The sequence below is a fragment of the Micromonospora sp. B006 genome, from assembly GCF_003408515.1.
GTDB classification, from domain to species: domain Bacteria; phylum Actinomycetota; class Actinomycetes; order Mycobacteriales; family Micromonosporaceae; genus Micromonospora; species Micromonospora echinospora_A.
In genome coordinates this window covers 109,573-126,730 of record NZ_CP030865.1, presented here as the reverse complement: position 1 = coordinate 126,730, position 17,158 = coordinate 109,573, and the positions used below count along the sequence as shown (strand labels likewise).

At 71.1% G+C, this 17,158-nt stretch carries 22 protein-coding genes; 9 read left to right on the top strand and 13 right to left on the bottom strand.

Translation table 11 applies throughout. The annotated features are described in order from the left end of the window. Nucleotide 1 precedes the first annotated feature (1 nt). Complete coding sequence (locus MicB006_RS00640; protein WP_073826882.1) at nt 2-292, bottom strand: DUF6458 family protein; 291 nt, start codon at nt 290-292, stop codon at nt 2-4. Nucleotides 293-409: 117 nt separating this feature from the next. Between MicB006_RS00640 and MicB006_RS00635 the strand changes: the two genes are divergently transcribed. Continuing rightward, nucleotides 410-946, top strand: a complete 537-nt coding sequence (locus MicB006_RS00635; RefSeq protein ID WP_116503156.1) for a histidine phosphatase family protein — start codon at nt 410-412, stop codon at nt 944-946. A 3-nt stretch (nt 947-949) separates the two neighbouring features. Here MicB006_RS00635 and MicB006_RS00630 read toward each other — a convergent pair whose 3' ends face one another. Beyond that, nucleotides 950-1,360 carry a helix-turn-helix domain-containing protein gene (locus MicB006_RS00630; RefSeq protein ID WP_116503154.1) on the bottom strand — a complete coding sequence of 137 codons (411 nt, stop codon included), beginning with the start codon at nt 1,358-1,360 and terminating at the stop codon, nt 950-952. A 137-nt stretch (nt 1,361-1,497) separates the two neighbouring features. Between MicB006_RS00630 and MicB006_RS00625 the strand changes: the two genes are divergently transcribed. Then, the gene (locus MicB006_RS00625; protein WP_116503152.1) at nt 1,498-2,364 is read left to right on the top strand and encodes an aldo/keto reductase family oxidoreductase; all 867 of its coding nucleotides are present in this window, start codon (nt 1,498-1,500) and stop codon (nt 2,362-2,364) included. Between the two features lie 9 nt (nt 2,365-2,373). Here MicB006_RS00625 and MicB006_RS00620 read toward each other — a convergent pair whose 3' ends face one another. The 4 genes from MicB006_RS00620 to MicB006_RS00605 all read right to left on the bottom strand — a co-directional run bounded on the left by MicB006_RS00620 (nt 2,374) and on the right by MicB006_RS00605 (nt 6,631). Beyond that, entirely contained in the window at nt 2,374-2,643 is a 270-nt protein-coding gene (locus tag MicB006_RS00620; RefSeq protein WP_013283345.1) for a DUF6458 family protein, read from the bottom strand. A gap of 186 nt (nt 2,644-2,829) precedes the next feature. After that, complete coding sequence (locus tag MicB006_RS00615) at nt 2,830-4,686, bottom strand: acyl-CoA dehydrogenase (RefSeq protein WP_116503150.1); 1,857 nt, start codon at nt 4,684-4,686, stop codon at nt 2,830-2,832. Between the two features lie 116 nt (nt 4,687-4,802). After that, entirely contained in the window at nt 4,803-5,930 is a 1,128-nt protein-coding gene (locus MicB006_RS00610) for a PP2C family protein-serine/threonine phosphatase (protein ID WP_116503149.1), read from the bottom strand. Between the two features lie 68 nt (nt 5,931-5,998). Then, nucleotides 5,999-6,631 carry a septal ring lytic transglycosylase RlpA family protein gene (locus tag MicB006_RS00605; RefSeq protein WP_116503148.1) on the bottom strand — a complete coding sequence of 211 codons (633 nt, stop codon included), beginning with the start codon at nt 6,629-6,631 and terminating at the stop codon, nt 5,999-6,001. A 160-nt stretch (nt 6,632-6,791) separates the two neighbouring features. Here MicB006_RS00605 and MicB006_RS00600 point away from each other — a divergent pair, with 160 nt between their 5' ends. Then, nucleotides 6,792-7,340, top strand: a complete 549-nt coding sequence (locus MicB006_RS00600) for a phosphoribosyltransferase family protein (protein WP_192900168.1) — start codon at nt 6,792-6,794, stop codon at nt 7,338-7,340. Nucleotides 7,341-7,368: 28 nt separating this feature from the next. Next, on the top strand, nt 7,369-7,782 hold the full coding sequence (locus MicB006_RS00595) for an ASCH domain-containing protein (RefSeq protein WP_116503146.1): 414 nt from the start codon (nt 7,369-7,371) through the stop codon (nt 7,780-7,782). Here MicB006_RS00595 and MicB006_RS00590 read toward each other — a convergent pair. The 4 genes from MicB006_RS00590 to MicB006_RS00575 all read right to left on the bottom strand — a co-directional run bounded on the left by MicB006_RS00590 (nt 7,779) and on the right by MicB006_RS00575 (nt 11,332). Next, nucleotides 7,779-8,690: an LLM class flavin-dependent oxidoreductase gene (locus MicB006_RS00590; protein ID WP_116511039.1), complete on the bottom strand. Its 912-nt coding sequence runs from the start codon at nt 8,688-8,690 to the stop codon at nt 7,779-7,781. The two genes, MicB006_RS00595 and MicB006_RS00590, sit on opposite strands and share 4 nt — an antisense overlap. A gap of 20 nt (nt 8,691-8,710) precedes the next feature. Continuing rightward, nucleotides 8,711-9,763, bottom strand: a complete 1,053-nt coding sequence (locus tag MicB006_RS00585) for a MerR family transcriptional regulator (RefSeq protein ID WP_116503145.1) — start codon at nt 9,761-9,763, stop codon at nt 8,711-8,713. A 76-nt stretch (nt 9,764-9,839) separates the two neighbouring features. Further along, a complete protein-coding gene (locus MicB006_RS00580) occupies nt 9,840-10,406 on the bottom strand; it encodes an NUDIX hydrolase (RefSeq protein WP_116511037.1) in 567 nt (188 codons plus the stop codon). 32 nt (nt 10,407-10,438) lie between these two features. Next, nucleotides 10,439-11,332, bottom strand: a complete 894-nt coding sequence (locus MicB006_RS00575; protein ID WP_116503143.1) for a LysR family transcriptional regulator — start codon at nt 11,330-11,332, stop codon at nt 10,439-10,441. A gap of 86 nt (nt 11,333-11,418) precedes the next feature. Here MicB006_RS00575 and MicB006_RS00570 point away from each other — a divergent pair, with 86 nt between their 5' ends. Both MicB006_RS00570 and MicB006_RS00565 read left to right on the top strand, forming a co-directional pair. Then, nucleotides 11,419-11,814 carry a VOC family protein gene (locus MicB006_RS00570; RefSeq protein ID WP_116503141.1) on the top strand — a complete coding sequence of 132 codons (396 nt, stop codon included), beginning with the start codon at nt 11,419-11,421 and terminating at the stop codon, nt 11,812-11,814. Nucleotides 11,815-11,823: 9 nt separating this feature from the next. Continuing rightward, nucleotides 11,824-12,165, top strand: coding sequence for a GNAT family N-acetyltransferase (locus MicB006_RS00565; RefSeq protein WP_225980597.1), 342 nt, complete (start codon nt 11,824-11,826; stop codon nt 12,163-12,165). A gap of 143 nt (nt 12,166-12,308) precedes the next feature. Here the strand turns inward: MicB006_RS00565 and MicB006_RS00560 are convergent, their stop codons facing one another. Beyond that, nucleotides 12,309-12,920 (bottom strand): dihydrofolate reductase family protein, encoded by a 612-nt coding sequence (locus MicB006_RS00560; protein ID WP_116503139.1) that lies wholly within the window; start codon nt 12,918-12,920, stop codon nt 12,309-12,311. Nucleotides 12,921-13,220: 300 nt separating this feature from the next. Here MicB006_RS00560 and MicB006_RS32160 point away from each other — a divergent pair, with 300 nt between their 5' ends. Next, the gene (locus tag MicB006_RS32160; RefSeq protein WP_225980596.1) at nt 13,221-13,409 is read left to right on the top strand and encodes a hypothetical protein; all 189 of its coding nucleotides are present in this window, start codon (nt 13,221-13,223) and stop codon (nt 13,407-13,409) included. Between the two features lie 146 nt (nt 13,410-13,555). Here the strand turns inward: MicB006_RS32160 and MicB006_RS31755 are convergent, their stop codons facing one another. Then, nucleotides 13,556-13,918: a hypothetical protein gene (locus tag MicB006_RS31755; protein WP_161565902.1), complete on the bottom strand. Its 363-nt coding sequence runs from the start codon at nt 13,916-13,918 to the stop codon at nt 13,556-13,558. Between the two features lie 94 nt (nt 13,919-14,012). On the opposite strand from MicB006_RS31755, the gene MicB006_RS00545 reads away from it, so the two are divergent. Beyond that, nucleotides 14,013-14,945 (top strand): alpha/beta fold hydrolase, encoded by a 933-nt coding sequence (locus tag MicB006_RS00545; RefSeq protein WP_116503135.1) that lies wholly within the window; start codon nt 14,013-14,015, stop codon nt 14,943-14,945. A 325-nt stretch (nt 14,946-15,270) separates the two neighbouring features. Here the strand turns inward: MicB006_RS00545 and MicB006_RS31590 are convergent, their stop codons facing one another. Then, a complete protein-coding gene (locus MicB006_RS31590; RefSeq protein WP_152037809.1) occupies nt 15,271-16,014 on the bottom strand; it encodes a hypothetical protein in 744 nt (247 codons plus the stop codon). A 351-nt stretch (nt 16,015-16,365) separates the two neighbouring features. On the opposite strand from MicB006_RS31590, the gene MicB006_RS00540 reads away from it, so the two are divergent. Next, nucleotides 16,366-17,085, top strand: coding sequence for a VOC family protein (locus MicB006_RS00540; protein ID WP_116503133.1), 720 nt, complete (start codon nt 16,366-16,368; stop codon nt 17,083-17,085). Nucleotides 17,086-17,158: the final 73 nt, after the last annotated feature.

The following is a 17,158-nucleotide window of genomic DNA, read 5'->3' as shown; positions in this document are numbered from 1 at the left end:
GTCAGACCGGGTAGCCCGAGCCCGGACCACGCACCTCGCGGTACTCCTCGCGTACGACGCGGTCCTCACGGACCGGCGCGACCGGCTCGGCGACGACCCGCTCGCGCACCGGCGCGGCCACCACCCGGCGGCGGCTGTTCCAGAAGTAGAGCGTGGTGAGCAGGCCGGCGACGCCGGCGAGCATGAGCACCCAGCCCACCACGTTGAGGTTCAGCCATCCCAGGTTGGCGTCGACGGCGAACGCGAAGATCGCGCCGAGCGCGATGAGGAAGATGCTTGCACCGATGCCCATGACGTCGCCTCCTTGGCGTCCTGCTGGCGTTTCCTGCCCGCCGCGGCCATGGATGAGGTAGCGGCACACATCGACATACCCAGGCGCTTTGATCGTCAATCAGGCAAGCTGGGCGGTATGACGGACGACAGGAACGGGCAGCGGACGTTGGTGCTGCTGCGGCACGCCAAGGCCGAGCCGTCCGGGGACGCCCCCGACGCGGAGCGGTCGCTGACGGCGCGGGGGCACGCCGACGCCGCCACCGCCGGCGCCTGGCTGGCCCGGCACGGGCTGCTTCCCGACGTGGTCCTCTGCTCGCCGGCCCGGCGCACCCGGCAGACCTGGCACGACGTGGCGATGGGGATGAGCGGTTCCCCGGTGGAAGGCGGTCCCGCGGGCTCGGCGCCCGCGGTGCGGTACGAGGCGACCGCGTACGACGCGCTTCCGGATCAGCTGCTGGAGCTGCTGTGGACCGTCGAGCCGACCGCCGGCACGGTGCTGCTGGTCGCCCACAATCCGGGGATCTCTCTGCTGTCGGCACTGCTCGACCCGCAGCGGGCCGACCCGGACGGCCTGCGGACCACAGACCTGGTGGTGCACCGGCCGACGACCCGCTGGGCCGACCTCGCGCCGGGAAACGCGCCGATCACCGGCCGCCACACCGCCCGCGCCTGAGGCTCAGCCGACGCGGGTGTCGTACGCCGCCCGGCTGGCGAGCACGTCGTCCATGTGCGCCTCCGCCCAGGACTTCAGGCCCCGGATCATCTCGTGCAGGGAGAACCCGAGGTCGGTCAGCTCGTAGGTGACTGTCACCGGCACTGTCGGCTCCACGGTGCGGGTGATCAGACCGTCGCGTTCCAGGGCACGCAGCGTCTGGGTGAGCATCTTCTGGCTGACCCCGGGGAGCGTGCGGAACAGCTCGGAGTATCGCCTCGGGCGCGGGTCGCCCGCGCAGTCCGCCCCGAACCGGTGCGAGCCGTCGCTGCGCAACGCGGCCAGCACGAGCGTGACCCACTTGTCGGTGATCCGGTCGAGCAGTTGCCGGCTGGGGCACTGGGCCAGGAACGCGTCGTACTCCGCCTTGCTCATCTGTGCTCCTGCCGCCTCGGTGAGCTACGCACTTTCAGGTGCCTACTTCCCACCGGAAAGTTACACCCCGATAGTGGAGGCCGGGCGCCGTGATCCAGCGGCGCCCGTGACGGACGACGAGAGCCAGAGGTACACGCATGGCCCCCACCACCCTTCCCGGCGGCACCTGGACGCTGGGAGACCTGACCGTCACCCGGTTCGGCTACGGCGCGATGCAACTCGCCGGCCCCTGGGTCATGGGACCGCCCGCCGACCACGACGGCGCCCTCGCGGTCCTGCGCGAGGCGGTCGCGCTCGGCATCACCCACATCGACACCAGCGCGGCCTACGGGCCACACGTCACCAACCGGCTGATCCGGGAGGCGCTGCACCCGTACCCGGAGTCGCTGCACGTCGTCACCAAGGTCGGCGCGGACCGGGACCAGCAGGGCGGCTGGCCCACGGCACGCGACCCGGAGAGCCTGCGCCGGCAGATCCGGGAGAACCTGGCAACGCTGGGCGTGGAGACGCTCGACCTGGTCAACCTCCGGCTCGGCGACGCGGAAGGGCCGAAGCCCGGCTCGCTCACCGAGGCGCTGGAAACGCTCGTCGCGCTCCAGCAGGAGGGCGTGATCCGCCACCTCGGCCTGAGCAACGTGACGCCGGAACAGGTCGCCGAGGCACAGACCGTCGCACCGATCGTCTGCGTGCAGAACCGGTACAACCTGGCGCACCGCGGCGACGACGACCTGATCGACGACCTGGCCCGTCAGGGCGTCGCGTACGTGCCGTTCTTCCCGCTCGGCGGGTTCACGCCGCTGCAGTCCTCGGCGCTGTCGGCAGTCGCCGAGCGCCTGGGGGCGACGCCGATGGGCGTCGCCCTGGCCTGGCTGCTGGGCCGCTCCCCGAACATCCTGCTGATCCCCGGCACGAAGTCCGTCGCGCACCTGCGCGAGAACGTCGCGGGCGCCGGCCTGTCCCTCTCCGGCGACGATCTCGCCGAGCTGGACCGGATCGGCCGCTGAGACGCGGCGTCAGGACGGCGGGGCCGTCGGCGGCGGCGGGTCGGGCGGCGGCGGCATCATCGCTGTCGGATGCGAGAGCCGGTTCTCCTCCACGATGAGCGTACGGGCCCGCTTGCGGCGGTCCTGCCAGAACCACAGCGTGGTCAGCAGGACGCCCAGCCCGGCCAGGATGAAGACCCAGCCGACCGCGCGCAGGTCGATCCACCAGACGTTGGCCCGGATGGCGAAGGTCATGATCGCGCCGAGCGCGATGAGAAAGATGGCGCTACCAATGCCCATGTGCGCTGCACTCCCCCGTGCGATGGCCTTGGGCGTACTCCGGTCGTGGTCCGCGACGGTTACCCGCCACCGGGCCCGCCTATCCACCTCGGGAGCATTGACGACGACGGCCGGCGGGCTGGTGCCCGCCGGCCGTCGTCATGAGGGGGAGAGTGACGCTTCAGGGGAGAAAGACCCCGGAGGGGCTCAGAAGACCTCCTCCGGGAGGTCCATGATCTCCAGGTCGGTGCCCTCGATGATCCGCCGGTCGGCGCCGATGCGGGGCAACACCTCGCGGGCGAAGAACCGGGCGGCGGCGACCTTGCCGGTGTAGAAGGACTTGTCGGCCGCGGAGACCTCGCCGGCCAGCGCCTTCAGCGCCACGTCCGCCTGCTTCTGCAGCAGCCAGCCGACCACCAGGTCACCGATCGCGAGCAGGAACCGGCGGCTGCTCAGGCCGACCTTGTAGAGGGCGCGGGTGTCGCCGCCCTGGGCCTCGCCCAGCCAGCCGGTCATCACGCCGAGGATGTTCTGGATCTCGGCGAGCGCCTTGCCGAGCGCCTGACGCTCCTCCTTGAGCTGACCGTTGCCGGCCTCGGAGGCGATGTGCTCCTGGATCTCGGCGGCGACCGCCATCAGGGCCTTGCCGTTGTCCCGGACGATCTTCCGGAAGATCAGGTCCAGGCTCTGGATCGCGGTGGTGCCCTCGTACAGGGTGTCGATCTTGGCGTCCCGGACGTACTGCTCCAGCGGGTAGTCCTGGAGGAAGCCGGAGCCGCCGAAGGTCTGCAGCGCCTCGTGCCCGAGCAGCTCGTACGCCCGCTCCGACCCGACGCCCTTGACCAGCGGCAGAAGCAGGTCGTTGACGCGCTTGGCCAGCTTGGTGGCCTTCTCGTCACCGGCCGCCTCGGCGATCGTGACCTTGTCCTGCCAGGTCGCGGTGTAGCAGACGAGCGCGCGCAGGCCCTCGGCGTACGACTTCTGCAGCAGCAGCGAGCGGCGCACGTCCGGGTGGTTGGTAATGGTCACCCGCGGCGCGGTCTTGTCGGCCATCTGGGTGAGGTCGGCGCCCTGCACCCGGTTCTTGGCGTACTCCAGCGCGTTCAGGTAGCCGGTGGAGAGCGTGGCGATCGCCTTGGTGCCGACGAGCATCCGGGCATACTCGATGATCATGAACATCTGGCGGATGCCGTCGTGCTTCTCACCCAGCAGCCAGCCCTTGGCCGGTACGCCGTGCTCGCCGAACGTCACCTCGCAGGTGTTCGAGACCTTCAGGCCCATCTTGTGCTCGACGTTGGTGGCGTAGACGCCGTTGCGCTCGCCCAGCTCGCCGGTCTCGGCGTCGAAGTGGTACTTCGGCACGACGAACAGCGACAGGCCCTTGGTGCCCGGGCCGCCCACGCCCTCGACGCCGACCGGACGGGCCAGCACGTAGTGGACGATGTTGTCGCTCAGGTCGTGCTCACCGGAGGTGATGAAACGCTTCACGCCCTCGATGTGCCACGAGCCGTCCGGCTGCTGGATCGCCCGGGTGCGGCCGGCGCCCACGTCCGAGCCGGCGTCCGGCTCGGTGAGGACCATGGTCGAGCCCCACTGCTTGTCGATGAACAGCCGGGCCCACTTCTTCTGCTCCTCGGTGCCCTCGACGTGCAGCACGTGGGCGAAGGACGGGCCGGAGGCGTACATCCAGATCGGGGCGTTGGCGCCGAGCACCAGCTCGGCGAGCGACCACCAGAGGGCGCGCGGGGCGTTGGTGCCGCCCAGGACCTCCGGCAGGTCGAGGCGCCAGAACTCGGAGTCCATGAACGCCTTGTACGACTTCTTGAACGACTCCGGCAGCGGCGCGGTGAACGTCGCCGGGTCGAAGACCGGCGGGTTGCGGTCGCTGTCCGTGTAGCTGGCAGCCAGGTCCTCGCGGGCGAGACGGTCGACCTCGCCGAGGAAGCTGCGGGCGGTGTCGACGTCCAGGTCCGTGAACGGAGCCTGGCCGAGCGTCCGGTCCGCCCCGAATACCTCGAACAGGTTGAACTCGAGGTCCCGCACGTTGCTCTTGTAGTGGGTCATGCTCGCTGGCCCCGCTTCCGGACAGGTGTTACCGATCAGTAACTCCAGACTGTATTACTCACCGGTAGGCAACGACAAGCGGATCTCGGAAGTGACAGCGATTACACACTTCCCGTTCATCCGTCGGCGGCGCCGACCTCCCAGCTCGGCACCGGCGTCGCGGTGGCGCTGTACGGGCCGGCGTACTCCATCAGGACCAGCGCGATGTCGTCGTCGAGCCGGCCGTGCACCCACTCGACGAGGGCGGTCTCCAGCGAGGCCAGCCCGTCGGCGACGGTGCCGTGACCGAGCAGCCGCCAGGCCCGGTCGGCGGTGGGGAAGAACTCGCCGTCCCGCCGCGCCTCGCCCAGCCCGTCGGTGAACAGCAGCAGCCGGTCGCCCGGCTCCAGCCGCTCCACCCGCGGCCGGACCACGGGCATGAACCCGAGCGGCGGCGCGGGCGCGGGCGGCTCCAGCGGGATCACCTTGCCCCGGCGCAGCAGCAACGGCGGCGGGTGCCCGCAGTTGACGATGGTGAGCGTGCCGCCGCGCTCCTCGACCAGCGCCGCGGTGACGAAGTCCTCGTCGCCGACGTTGCGGGCCACCGCCCGGTCCAGGTCGGTCACCACGGCGCGCAGGTCGGCCCGCTCGTACGCCACGTGCCGGTAGGAGCCGAGCACGATGCTGGCCAGGCGGACCGCGTCCAGCCCTTTCCCCCGGACGTCACCGATGATCATGCGGACGCCGTACGGGGTGTCCATCGCCTCGTACAGGTCGCCGCCGATCTCGGCGGTCGCCGTGGAGGAGATGTACCGGGCGGCCACCGCGAGCGTGCCGACCTGCGGGCCGAGCGGGCGCAGCACCGCCTGCTGGGCGACCGAGGCGAGCCGGGACAGCTCCGCGATCCGGTCCACCTGCCGCTGGCGTACCGCAGCCGTGGCCGCCGCGACCGCTGTCGCCACCCCGATGGCCGTCACGTTGACGGCGGTCACCAGCGGGGTGCCCCGCTCGGCCAGGGCGAAGGCGACGCCGACGGCGGTGGCCAGCCCACCCACGGCGAGCACCACCCGCCAGGACGCGAGCGCCGCCGCGAGGAACGGCGCGACGACCATCATCGCGAGGTAGTGCGCCGGGCGACCGTCGGCAAGCTCCGCCGCGACGACGATCGCGAGCAGCCCGAGGGCCGCGCCGAGGCCGGCGCGGGATCCGGGGCTCAGCGGGCCGCGGCCCGGCTGGAAGGGTTGCGTGCGTACATCGGACAGCATGCCTGATGGACGTGAACGGGAGAATGAACCTGGCCCGTCGGCCGTGGAAGTTCTGGCCGAGTGGACGGTCAGCCGAGGACCTCGTACCGGACCTGGATGTGGCCGAGACCGGTGGCGGCGATGGACGCGAACGCGGCTCGGGACAGGTCCAGGCAGCGGCCCTCGATGAACGGGCCCCGGTCGTTGATCCGCACCACCACCGACTTGCCGTTGTCCGGGTTGGTGACCCGGACCTTGGTGTTGAACGGCAGCGTCTTGTGCGCGGCGGTCAGCGCGTTCGGGTTGAACGACTCGCCGTTCGCGGTCATCTGGCCCTCGGCGTAGAAGGACGCGCCGCACGAGCCGCTGTCCACGACCTTCGGGCTGCTCGTCTTCTTCGCCGTCGGCTTCGGAGAGGCGGTCCGGGCCTTGCTCCGGGAGGCCGCCTGGGTGCGGCTCGACTTCGGGCTCGCGGTGGCCTTGGGCGACGGGCTGACGCTCGCCGTCGGCGAGGGCGACGCGCTCGGCGAGGGGGCGGCCGAGGTGGGGGCGGGCGTGCTGGGCACGGCCTCGACCGCGACCTGCTCGGCGGGCGGCTCGGCGGAGGTGAGCCGCACGGCGCCGACGGTACCGCCGACCGCGAGCGCCACGCCGACCGCCGCGGTCGCGGCGATGGCGGCGGGCGAGGAGAACTTGCGGGTACGAAGGTGCCTAGCAGCCACCGGCCCGGTCCTTTCGTCAACTGAACAAACCGGCCCGGACCGTAACGAGAGAAGCACTTCCGAAGTCAACGTGATCATGGTGCTATGCCCGTATTTACCCCGGTACGTGTAGCCGATCACGCCACAGTCGATCGGCCGAACGGCCCACCGATCCGCGAGGATGGAAACCGTGCTGAACCGTCGCCTGGTCGAGCTGTTCCGGTGGATCGACCCCGGGCCGGGCAGCACCCACCTGGTCAGCGACATCTCCGGCTGGTGGCGTGACCCCGAGGTGCTCGCGCAGGTCGGCCCCGCGCTCGCCGGGCTCTTTCCGGACGCCCGCCCGACCGTCGTCATCGCGCCCGAGGTGACCGGGCTGCTGCTCGGCCCGCTCGTCGCGGTCGCCGCCGGCGCCGGTTTCCTGCCCGCGTACAAGGACGGTGGCGAGCGACGCCGGGCCGGGCCGACGCGCTGGGCCGACACACCCCCCGACTACCGGGGACGGCGGCTGCGGGTCGGCGTGGACGGCCGACGGCTCGGCCCCGGCGACCGGGTGCTGCTGGTGGACGACTGGGTCGACACCGGCGCGCAACTGGACGCGCTGTGCCGGGTCGTCCGGGACGCCGGAGCCGACATGATCGGCGCCGTGGCGCTGGTGGCGACCTGCCCGCCCGAGGTACGCGAGCGGCTGAGGCTGCGCGCCCTGCTCACCGGCGACGAACTGCCGTGAGGCGGGACGGTGCCGTAGCGTCCACGGCATGTGGCCCCGCATCGGTGGACTGCGCGCGCTCGCCCTCGGCACGCCCGGTGAGCTGCGCACCCGGCTCAACACCCTCGTGCTCTCCGGCGTGAAGACCGCCACCGCCGGGCTGGTCCAGGAGTACGACGACGAGAACGAGGAACTGGAGTACGTCGGCGAGCGACTGGTCCTGGTCGACGACAACGACACGTTCGTCGGCGTCGTGGAGGTCACCGGCGTCGAGGTGGTGCGCTTCGCCGACGTGCCGTGGGACTTCGCCCGCGCCGAGGGCGAGGGCGACCGGTCGATCGAGGAGTGGCGCGAGGGCCACGGCTCCTACTGGGCCCGGCAGGGCACCCCGGTCACCGACGACACCCGGATCGTCTGCCTCCGGTTCCGGCTGGTCTCCACCGAGGGCAGCGTCGGCACCTAGCCGGCCCGGCGCAGCTCCGGCAGCAGCGCCGCCGCCTCCACCAGCACCGCCTCGTCACCGGCGTACCAGCTGCTGGCCCGGGGCCAGTGCGTCACCACGTCGGTGAAGCCCAGGCGGGCCGCCCGCGCCACCTGCTCGGCGAGGAAGTCGGCGCTGGTGAGCGAGAACACCGGAGCGGAGTCCAGCGACAGGTAGCGGTCGAGCGTCGCCGGGTCGCGCCCGGCCTGCTCCAGCGTCCGCGTCATCCGGTCGGACAGCTCCGCCACCGTGCCCCACCACGCCTCGATGTCGTCGCCGCCGAGCCCGGTGGTGACCCAGCCCTGCCCGAACCGGGCGACCAGCCGCATCGAGCGGGGACCGTTCGCGGCCACCACGAACGGCACCCGGGGCTGCTGGACGCAGCCCGGGTTGTTGCGCGCGTCCACAGCGGTGAACCAGTCCCCGCGCCAGGTCGTGCCGTCCTCCCGCAGGATCGCGTCGAGCAGCTCGGTGAACTCGGCGAACCGGTCGACGCGCTGCCGGGGCGGCAGCGTCTCCCCGCCGAGCACAGCCGAGTCGAAGCCGATGCCGCCCGCGCCGAGGCCGAGCAGCACCCGGCCGTCGGAGACGTCGTCGAGCGCGGTGACCTGTCGGGCGAACGCCGCCGGATGCCGGAAGTTCGGCGACGCGACGAGCGTCCCGAGCTTGACGCGGGACGTCACGCCCGCCGCCGCGGTGAGCGTCGTCCACGAGTCGAACCACGGGCCGTCGACCAGGTCACGCCAGCCCAGGTGGTCGTAGGTCCAGGCGTGGTCGAAGCCCCACTCGTCCACCTGCGCCCACCGCCGGCGCGCTTCCGACCAGCGCTGGTCGGGCAGGATCACGATGCCGATTCGCATGATCGCCAGGGTACGACCCGGGCCGGACATGCCGACCCGGGTCGCGGGGATCACGCCGCCAGGTCGGCGACCACGCAGGCGATGTTGTCCGGCGCGCCGGCCGCGTACGCCAGCTCGACCAGGCGCTCGACGGCGGTCTCCGGATCGTCCGCCTCCGTCAGCACGGCGTGCAGCGCGCCCGGGTCCACCACGGCGGAGAGGCCGTCGGAGCAGAGCAGATAGCGGTCGCCCGGTAGTGCGGTACGCAGCGCCAGATCCGCCTCCACCTCGACGCCCGCGCCGAGCGCCCGGGCCAGCAGTGCCCGCTGCGGGTGCGTCCCGGCCTCGGCCGGGGTGAGCCGGCCCTGGTCCACGAGCGTCTGCACGTACGTGTGGTCCTGGGTGAGCCGGGACAGCTCGCCGCCGCGCAGCAGGTACGCCCGGCTGTCCCCGACGTGCACCAGCGCGAGCCGGGTGCCGCGCCGCAGGATCGCGGTGAGCGTGGTGGCGGGCTGATCGGCGTCGGTGGCGTGCGCCCGTACCGCCCGGTCGGCCCGGGTGACCGCGTCGGCGAGCGCGGCGAGCAGATCGGCCTGCGACTCGTCCGCCTGCTCCAGCGGCCGCAGCGCGTCCACCGCCTCCGCACTCGCGGTGGACCCGGCCGGACCGCGTACGCCGTCGGCGACCGCGAGCAGCGTGGCGCTCGCGTACGCGGTGTCCTCGTTGGAGTCGCGGACCGCGCCGGTCTCGCAGCGCGCCGCGTACCGGAAGGTCGTCTCGGACATGGTGGTGCCCCTCTCGCTGAGCCTGTCGACGAGGAGCGCGACGGCCCGGCCGCGCGCCGCGGTGTCCGCGCTGACCCGCCGCCACCAGGCGTCGAGCGCCTCGGCGGCGGCTGTGGGCGGCAGACCGCAGACGGTACGGATCTCGGCCAGCGGCATCCCGGCTCGGCGCAGCCCGGCGATCAGCCGCGCCCGGTCCGCCTGCTCCGGCGCGTAGTAGCGGTAGCCCGAGTGCGGGTCCACCGCGGCCGGGGGCAGCAGCCCGCAGTCGTCGTAGATGCGCAGCGCCTTGGCGCTCAGGCCGGTCGCGCGGGCGAACGCCCCGATGGTCAGCAGTCGCACGTGTCCTCCCTCGCGCTCCTCGTGCCGGTCACCGCGACCGGCACTGATCACGCTGGGCCTTGCCGCAGGGGACGGGTCAAGGCGTCGCTGCCGCCAGTTTGGTCAGCATCCGGCCCAGGTGCGGCTCGATCGTGCCGGCCGGCGCCTCGGCCACCTCGGCCGTCGTCCACCAGCGGATGCCGGCGAACTCCACCGGATCGGGCGTGAACCGCTGGTCGCGGTGCGCGGACAGCACGTACCAGAGGCTCACGTCGGTGTGCCGCTGCTCCGGCGGGCCGACCGTCTCGGTGACGGTCAGGAACGCCGGGCGCTCGCCGAACGGCGGCGCGAAGACCGCCGCCACGCCCAGCTCCTCCCGCAGCTCGCGGCGCACCGTGTCGGCCGGGTGCTCACCGGGCTCGACGTGACCGCCGCTCGGCAGCCACATGCCCGCGAGACGGTGGTCGACCAGCAGCACCGCGCCGTCGGCCGGGTCGCGGAGCAGGAAGTACGCGACCAGATGCGGCGACGGCGTACGCGGCTTGGCCCGGCGGAAGATGTCCTCCGTGGCGGCGAGCCAGGACAGCGCCGCCTCCCGGTGCCGCGCCTCCTGCTCGTCACCAGGTGTCAGCTCGTCGACCAGTGCCCGGATCTCGTCCCGCATCCCGCCGATGCTGCCACCCGGGTACGACACGGTCAGTCCGGCGGCAGCGGGTTGGCGTCGGCCGCCGCGCGGACGAACTCACGTACCCGGGACGTGGTGTTCCCGGCCGTCCACACCGGACCGCGACAGATCGGCGGCGCGTCGTGGATCGGCACGTAGGCCACGTCCGGACGGGCATAGAACTGCCGGGCCTGCTCGCCCACCGGCAGCACGCCACGCCCCAGCGCGACGAGCGCCAGCATCTCGGAGAAGCTGCCGCCGACCGGGCCCTTCGGCACCGGACGGCCCGACGGGGTGCGGTCCGGCGTGCGGTCCTGCTTGAACGCGGTCGACGTCACCGCCGGGTACTGCACCACCGGATGGTCGCCCAGCACCTCCAGCGACACCGACTCCTCGGCCGCGAGCGGATGGCCCGCGGCCACCGCGAGCACCCGGCGCTCGCGCAGCAGCACCGGGCCGTTCGCCATCCCGTCGAAGGGGTACGAGGCGATCAGCACGTCGATCGTGCCGTCCAGCAGGCTCGACCGGGTGCTGGCCAGCGGTGCCTCGTGCACGTGCACCTCGCAGTCCGGGTGACGCTCGGTGAACAGGGCCACCGCGCGCAGCAGCACCGGCGCTGTCGACTCGCCGACGTACGCCACCCGCAGCCCGCCGGTGAGCCCGCGCCCGGCGTCCACGGCCCGCTGGACCGCCTCCTCGATGCCGGCCACCAGCGGGCGCATCTCCTCGGCCAGGCGGGCGCCGATCGGGGTGAGCCGGACGACCCGGCTGGTGCGCTCGAACAGCGGCGCGCCGATGCGGCGTTCCAGCTTGCGCACCACGTGACTGACCCGTCCGGTGCTCACCCGCAGCCGCTCGGCGGTCCGCCCGAAGTGCAGTTCCCCGGCCAGCGTCAGGAACGTCTCGATCTCGTACCGCTCCAGCACAAGGCACCTCCGTCGTTGCCCGTGAGTCAACGATCGTAGTGCGATCGGGGGTTGGTCCCGCCGCCGCGCCGGGCCAGGGTTGGCGCATGCGGAACGATCTCGTGACGGTGACCGGATTCGACCATCTCGTGCTCTCGGTGAGCGACGTCGAGCGCTCCCTCGACTTCTACTGCGGCACGCTCGGGCTGGCCCCGGTGCGGGTCGACAGGTGGCGGGCTGGCGAGGCGCCCTTCCCGTCCGTACGGGTCGACGCCGGCACCATCATCGACCTGGTCGAGGGCGACCCGGCCGGGTCCAACGTGGACCACTTCTGCCTGGTGGTCGAGCCGGTCGACTGGCAGCGGGTGATCGGCTCCGGGGTTTTCACGGTGCTGACCGGCCCGGTACCGCGCTTCGGCGCGCGCGGCACCGGCACCTCGATCTACGTCCGCGACCCGGACGGCAACACAATCGAACTGCGCTCCTACCCGGCCGACGCCTAACCTGGCCCGATGCCGGAGCTGGAACGACTCGCCGCTCACCACGCACCCGCCGTGCTGCGGTTCGAGCGGGAGAACCGTGCGTACTTCGCCCGGTACGTACCTGACCGGGGCGACGACTTCTTCACCCGGTACGCCGCCCGGCACGCGGCCCTGCTGGACGAGCAGGACCGCGGCACCTGCCACTTCCACGTGCTGGTCGGCGACCACGGCGCCGTGGTCGGACGGTTCAACCTGGTCGACGTCGCAGGCGGCAGCGCCGAGCTGGGCTACCGGGTGGCCGAGCGCGCCGCCGGGCGCGGGCTCGCCCGGGACGGCGTACGGCGCGTCTGCGAACTGGCCCGCACCGAGTAGGGGCTGCGCCGGCTGGTCGCCTCGGCGGCACTGGCGAACCCGGCCTCCCTGTCGGTGCTCCGGCGTGCCGGATTCGTACCCGACGGTCCGGTGGAGCTGGACGGGGAGCCCGGCCTGCGGCACGTGCTCGACCTCGACGCGCGCTACGCGGCCGCGTCCCCGTAGGCGGGCGCGCCGGCCGGCTCGTACGTCAGCTGGAGCGTGCCGTGGGCGTGGGTGACCGACTCGGTGAGCCGCAGCGCGCTCGGCACCGTCCCCTCGCCGAACAGCCGCTTGCCGGTGCCGAGCAGCACCGGGTACACCCACAGGTTGAGCCGGTCCACGAGGCCGGCGCGCAGCAGCGACTGCACCAGGTCGAGGCTGCCGATCACGTGCACCTCGTCGTGGCGGGCCTTCATCTCGGTCACCCGCTCGGCCAGGTCGCCGCTCACCAGCGTCGAGTTCGCCCAGGCCAGCGGCTCGGTCAGGGTACGGCTGGCCACGTACTTGGGCACGCCGTTGAGCAGGCCGGTGAAGGGGATCTCCTCCGGCGCCTTGGGCCAGTAGCCGGCGAAGATGTCGTACGTCTTGCGGCCCAGCAGCAGCGCGTCCATGCTGCTCGCCCGCTGGAACATCACCGCGCCGGATTCGTCGTCCAGCAGCGGCATCTGCCAGCCACCGTGGCTGAAGCCGCCCTCGCGGTCCTCGTCGGGCTCGCCGGGCGCCTGCGCCACGCCGTCGAGGGTCAGGAACTCGGTCACGATCAACGTACCCATGGGTCTGCTCCTCCGGTTTCCGCTGCTTTCCCCCGTCAGACCCGGCTGCGGCCCGCGACTCATCGCTCCGCCCACCCGGTCGGTGGAATGCTTCCGGGGTGCCGTCTCCCGTGCCCCGGACCGTCAAGGCGGTCGACACCGCCACGCTCATCCAACTCGACAGCCAGGCGATCGAGTACGGGTTCAGCCGCAATCACGGCCACGGCTGGCTGGCCGACCCCGCACGCCCTGCACTACCTACGCCCGTTCCTGGTGCACCGGGCGGGGCGGCGGCCGGAGTTCGTTCCGCACTGGCGGTGCATGCTGCTGCTGACAGTGCGCGACGGCCAGGAGATCTTCTCGTTGCTCGACGTCTGGCCCGCTTCGTTCGACCGGCTGCCCGAGACGCTGGACCGGGCCGCGAAGCAGGCGGTAGCCCATCGCCTCGACCACGGGAACCTGCCCACCCAAGCGCAGTGGGCTCATCGCTTCCGTACGAACTTGACCTGATGGCCGTCCGGCTTGCGGACCCACGCGTAGTGAAGCCGCCCGTCAGGCGAGTCCCTCGGCGGCACGACGCTCATCGCACCCGCAGTCCTTGACACGCTGCGTCAAGTACTTGACGATGACCGTCAAGTAAGTGGGGAGGCTGCATGTCACCAAGCCATGGGGACCTTGTCGAACAGCTCGTCAGGTTGATCGAGATACGCCTGCTCGACCCCCTCGAGATCCTGCTCGACGGCCACGACCGCGTCGACTCGCTGCGCGCCGTCGTCCACGAGCGGGCCCGCACCTGGGCCACCACGATGCTCGGCGGCGACGATCGAGCGGCCGTTGGAGCGATCATGCGAGTGATCTCCACCCTGTATCCAGGGGATGGCCCGTTCGAGCCTCCCCTCGACTGGTGGCGGAGCCCGCTCGGCCAGGCGGTTGCGCGGCGGGTGGGTCACCCCACCGCCGAGTCGGTGTCGTACGCCGTGGCCGGCGCCATGCTCGGCATCACCCGACAGGGCGTCCACGACCTGGTCTCCCGCGGCAAGTTGGCCCGTCACCCCGAGCGCGGCGTGCTCTGCGCCTCCGTCCGTGACCGATTGCTACAGGAGAGGACCAGACGTGGGTGAAACCTTCATCAGCTCGGGGACCGCGCCGATCGCAGTCCGCGACTTCGGCGGGCCCGGGCGCCCGCTGCTACTTCTGCATGGCGCCGGCGGCAATCTCGCCCAGATGACGGGGCTGGCCCAACACCTGCGGCCGGCCCACCGGGTGGTCACCGTCGACCTTCGAGGGCACGGGCGGTCCGGAGACGGCCCATGGCACTGGAACGAGGTGCTGGCCGACCTGGCCGCGGTCGCCGACGACCTGGCCCTGACCGCTCCCGCCATGGTCGGCGTTTCCCTCGGCGGGATGGTGGCCGCGCTCTGGGCGCAGCGCCACCCGGAATGCCCGGGCGCCGTCAGCCTCGACGGGAACCCGACACTGAGCCGCCCTGAACAGCTCTCCGGGATGGATCCGGAGCAGGCAGCGACGGAACTCGCCAAGCTGCGAGCCGTCTTCGATGGCGTGGCGGCGATGCTGGCCGAGCCGCTCAGCGCCGACCAGGTGGCCGCCGCGCTGGCTGGACAGCGTGCGATGGCCGAACGGTACGGAGCCGCGCCGGAAGACTGGGTGGCGGCCTTCGAGCGCAATCTGGTGCCCTGCGGCGACGGCCGTAGCCGAGTACGCCCCGTTCCAGAGCTGACCGAGCAGCTGCGCAAAGCAATGGAATCGCTTGATCTGATCCCCGCCTACCGGGACACCCGGTGCCCCTTGCTGCTCGTACTCGCAACCGAGGACCTGCCCGAACAGCAGGCATTCCACGAGTTGTACGCCGCCTACCGCCGCTCCACCGCCGAGCGTCTCGCCAGCCTGGACAACCCGTCACTGCGGGTGCTGCACCTCGCCGGCGCCAGCCACGCGATGGTCGCCGAACGCCCTCAAGAACTGGCCACCCTCATTACCGACTTCCTCAGCGCGGACGGGGTTTTCAGCCCGATCCAGTCAAGCTGAGCCGGGGCGCCGACAGCCTCACCTTCGGACCATCCGAGACCGATACCGGATCCGGACCGCCTGTAGGTGGCGGGGGACTCGGATGGGTCCCGCCTCGACCCGTGCCGCGTTGACGAAGGGCCGTGATCGGGTACGGCCAGCACAAAAGGCGGTGGCCAACCACCGAGGCCCCGGCCAGGAACCTTCCTGAGCTGGGGCCTCACTTGGAGCGGTGACGGGAATCGAGCCCGCTGGGAATTGTCAATCTCCGCCAGGGCCACTGGCTTGGCAGCCCGGTCTCGGCAGTCTCTCGTGGCCTCGGCCAGCCCCTGCCGTCCTCGCCCCGTCAGAGGCGTTGTCGCTCCGACCGCTCAAGGAGACGCATGATGTGTCGAATCAGGTAACGTCGCGCAGACAAGAACGGACCGACCTTGCTCACCGGTGCTACATAACCACCTTGACCGATGCGCATCATCGCCGCTTTTCTTTCGGAAATCTTCCTATCGAACAAGTCGCCTGACAACACGACTGTGGGCTCATCCACCGAGGTTTCGTTCCACTCGCGGAGGTCGTCGATCGCTGCCATGATTTCCTTACGCTCCTCGGTAGACCTTGCCAGGTCCGCGGCTCGGCGTAGTTCGGCTTGCGCTTCTTCCGCCCTCTCTCGATATGAGCTGATCACATCCAACGCACGGAGGCGTGCACTCGGGTCGGAGAGGTAGCTCACGTAAAGCTTGAGGTTGCTTTCCATAAGCTCCCGACATAGCGACAAGAGGTCAACTGCTCGTCCATACCAATCGATCAGTTCGGGGTGGGCTGCTTCCCCATTCCCGAGGGTGCTGAGCAGCGCCAACGCCTCTTCAGGGTGTGCGATCTCACGCCGCTCCAGGCGTTGCACGATTTCGCGAATCGCATATGGCGTTGCTTCGCAGACGTTCTCGTTCCAAGCAAGGTCGTGCGTCAGCAACCTGAGCGCTTTCGAACGAACCTGCTTGTCGGGGGATGAGAGGTCTGCGAGCGTCGACGGAATGTGATCGGATCGCCCGACGAAGCAGGCGACATCTGACCAGCGAACCTCTTCCGAAGTCATGACAGGCATGATCCCGCACCCGCCAAGGCTCCGCGGGGCGGGTGTTCCAGAGCCAGGTGGCTGCAACGTCGGAACTGGTGCGGCTGATCTCCGAGGAGGGCCGGGGTTCGGGCAGCGCCCCGAGGTGTTTCCGGAGCTTGGCGTTTCGCCACCGAGAGCGGGCGGCCGATCTGGCGGTGCGCGCAGCTCCGGGCGCCTGATCCTGGCGAGACATGTGGCAGGCAGGAAGGCACCGCCGATGGTCCGGCTGGGCCACGTTGCGCTCCGGGTCATCAGCCGATCGGACAACCGAAGGCGATGATCGGCCATTTCCATGTGCGACGGACACCCTGCGGCGCTTAGGAAGGACGCATGACCAACGAGGTGACCGTTCCCCTGCTTCCGTGCGCATCCATTGACGACATCGAAACCTTCTACGGAGTCCTCGGTTTCCGGACCACGTACAAGCAACGCCAGCCCAACGCGTGTGTGGGGGTGCAACGGGAAGACCTCAATCTGCAGTTCTTCGAGATCCCCGGGTTCGACCCGGAGCAGTCCTATGGCTCCTGTCTCGTACTCACCGCGGACATCGAGGGACTACACCGGGCATTCGCAGCCGGCATGCGCGCCGCGTACGGCAAGGTACTGGTGTCCGGAACGCCGCGGATGACCCGGCCCAGGGCGCGGAAGAACGCCGACGGGTTGGGCGGGTTCAGCGTCATCGACCCGGGCGGCAACTGGATCCGCGTCTTTCGGCACGCCGCCACCGCGCCCTTGCCGGCCACCACGCCTGCCGGGCGGCTGGCCAAGGCTCTGGCGAATGCTGTCGTGCAGGCCGATTCGAGGGGAAGCGTCGGACAGGCCGTTCGGATCCTCGACAGCGCCTTGGCCCGCCCGCAAGCCGACGACGACCCGGTCGAGCAGGTAGAGGTCCTGGTCTACCGCGCCGAACTCGCGATGGTGCTGCACGATCCGAAGACTGCGGCCGAGATGCTGGCCCGCGCCCAGTCCGTCACGCTCACGGAAGACGAATCCGAAAGGGCGGCACCCGCGTTCGACAACGCCGCCGACCTTGCAGCAGCACTGGGGTAGCGGGCACGGCCACAACAAGAAGCGGCAGTAACGACTGAGGCCCCAGCCAGGAAACCTGTCCTGAGCTGGGGCC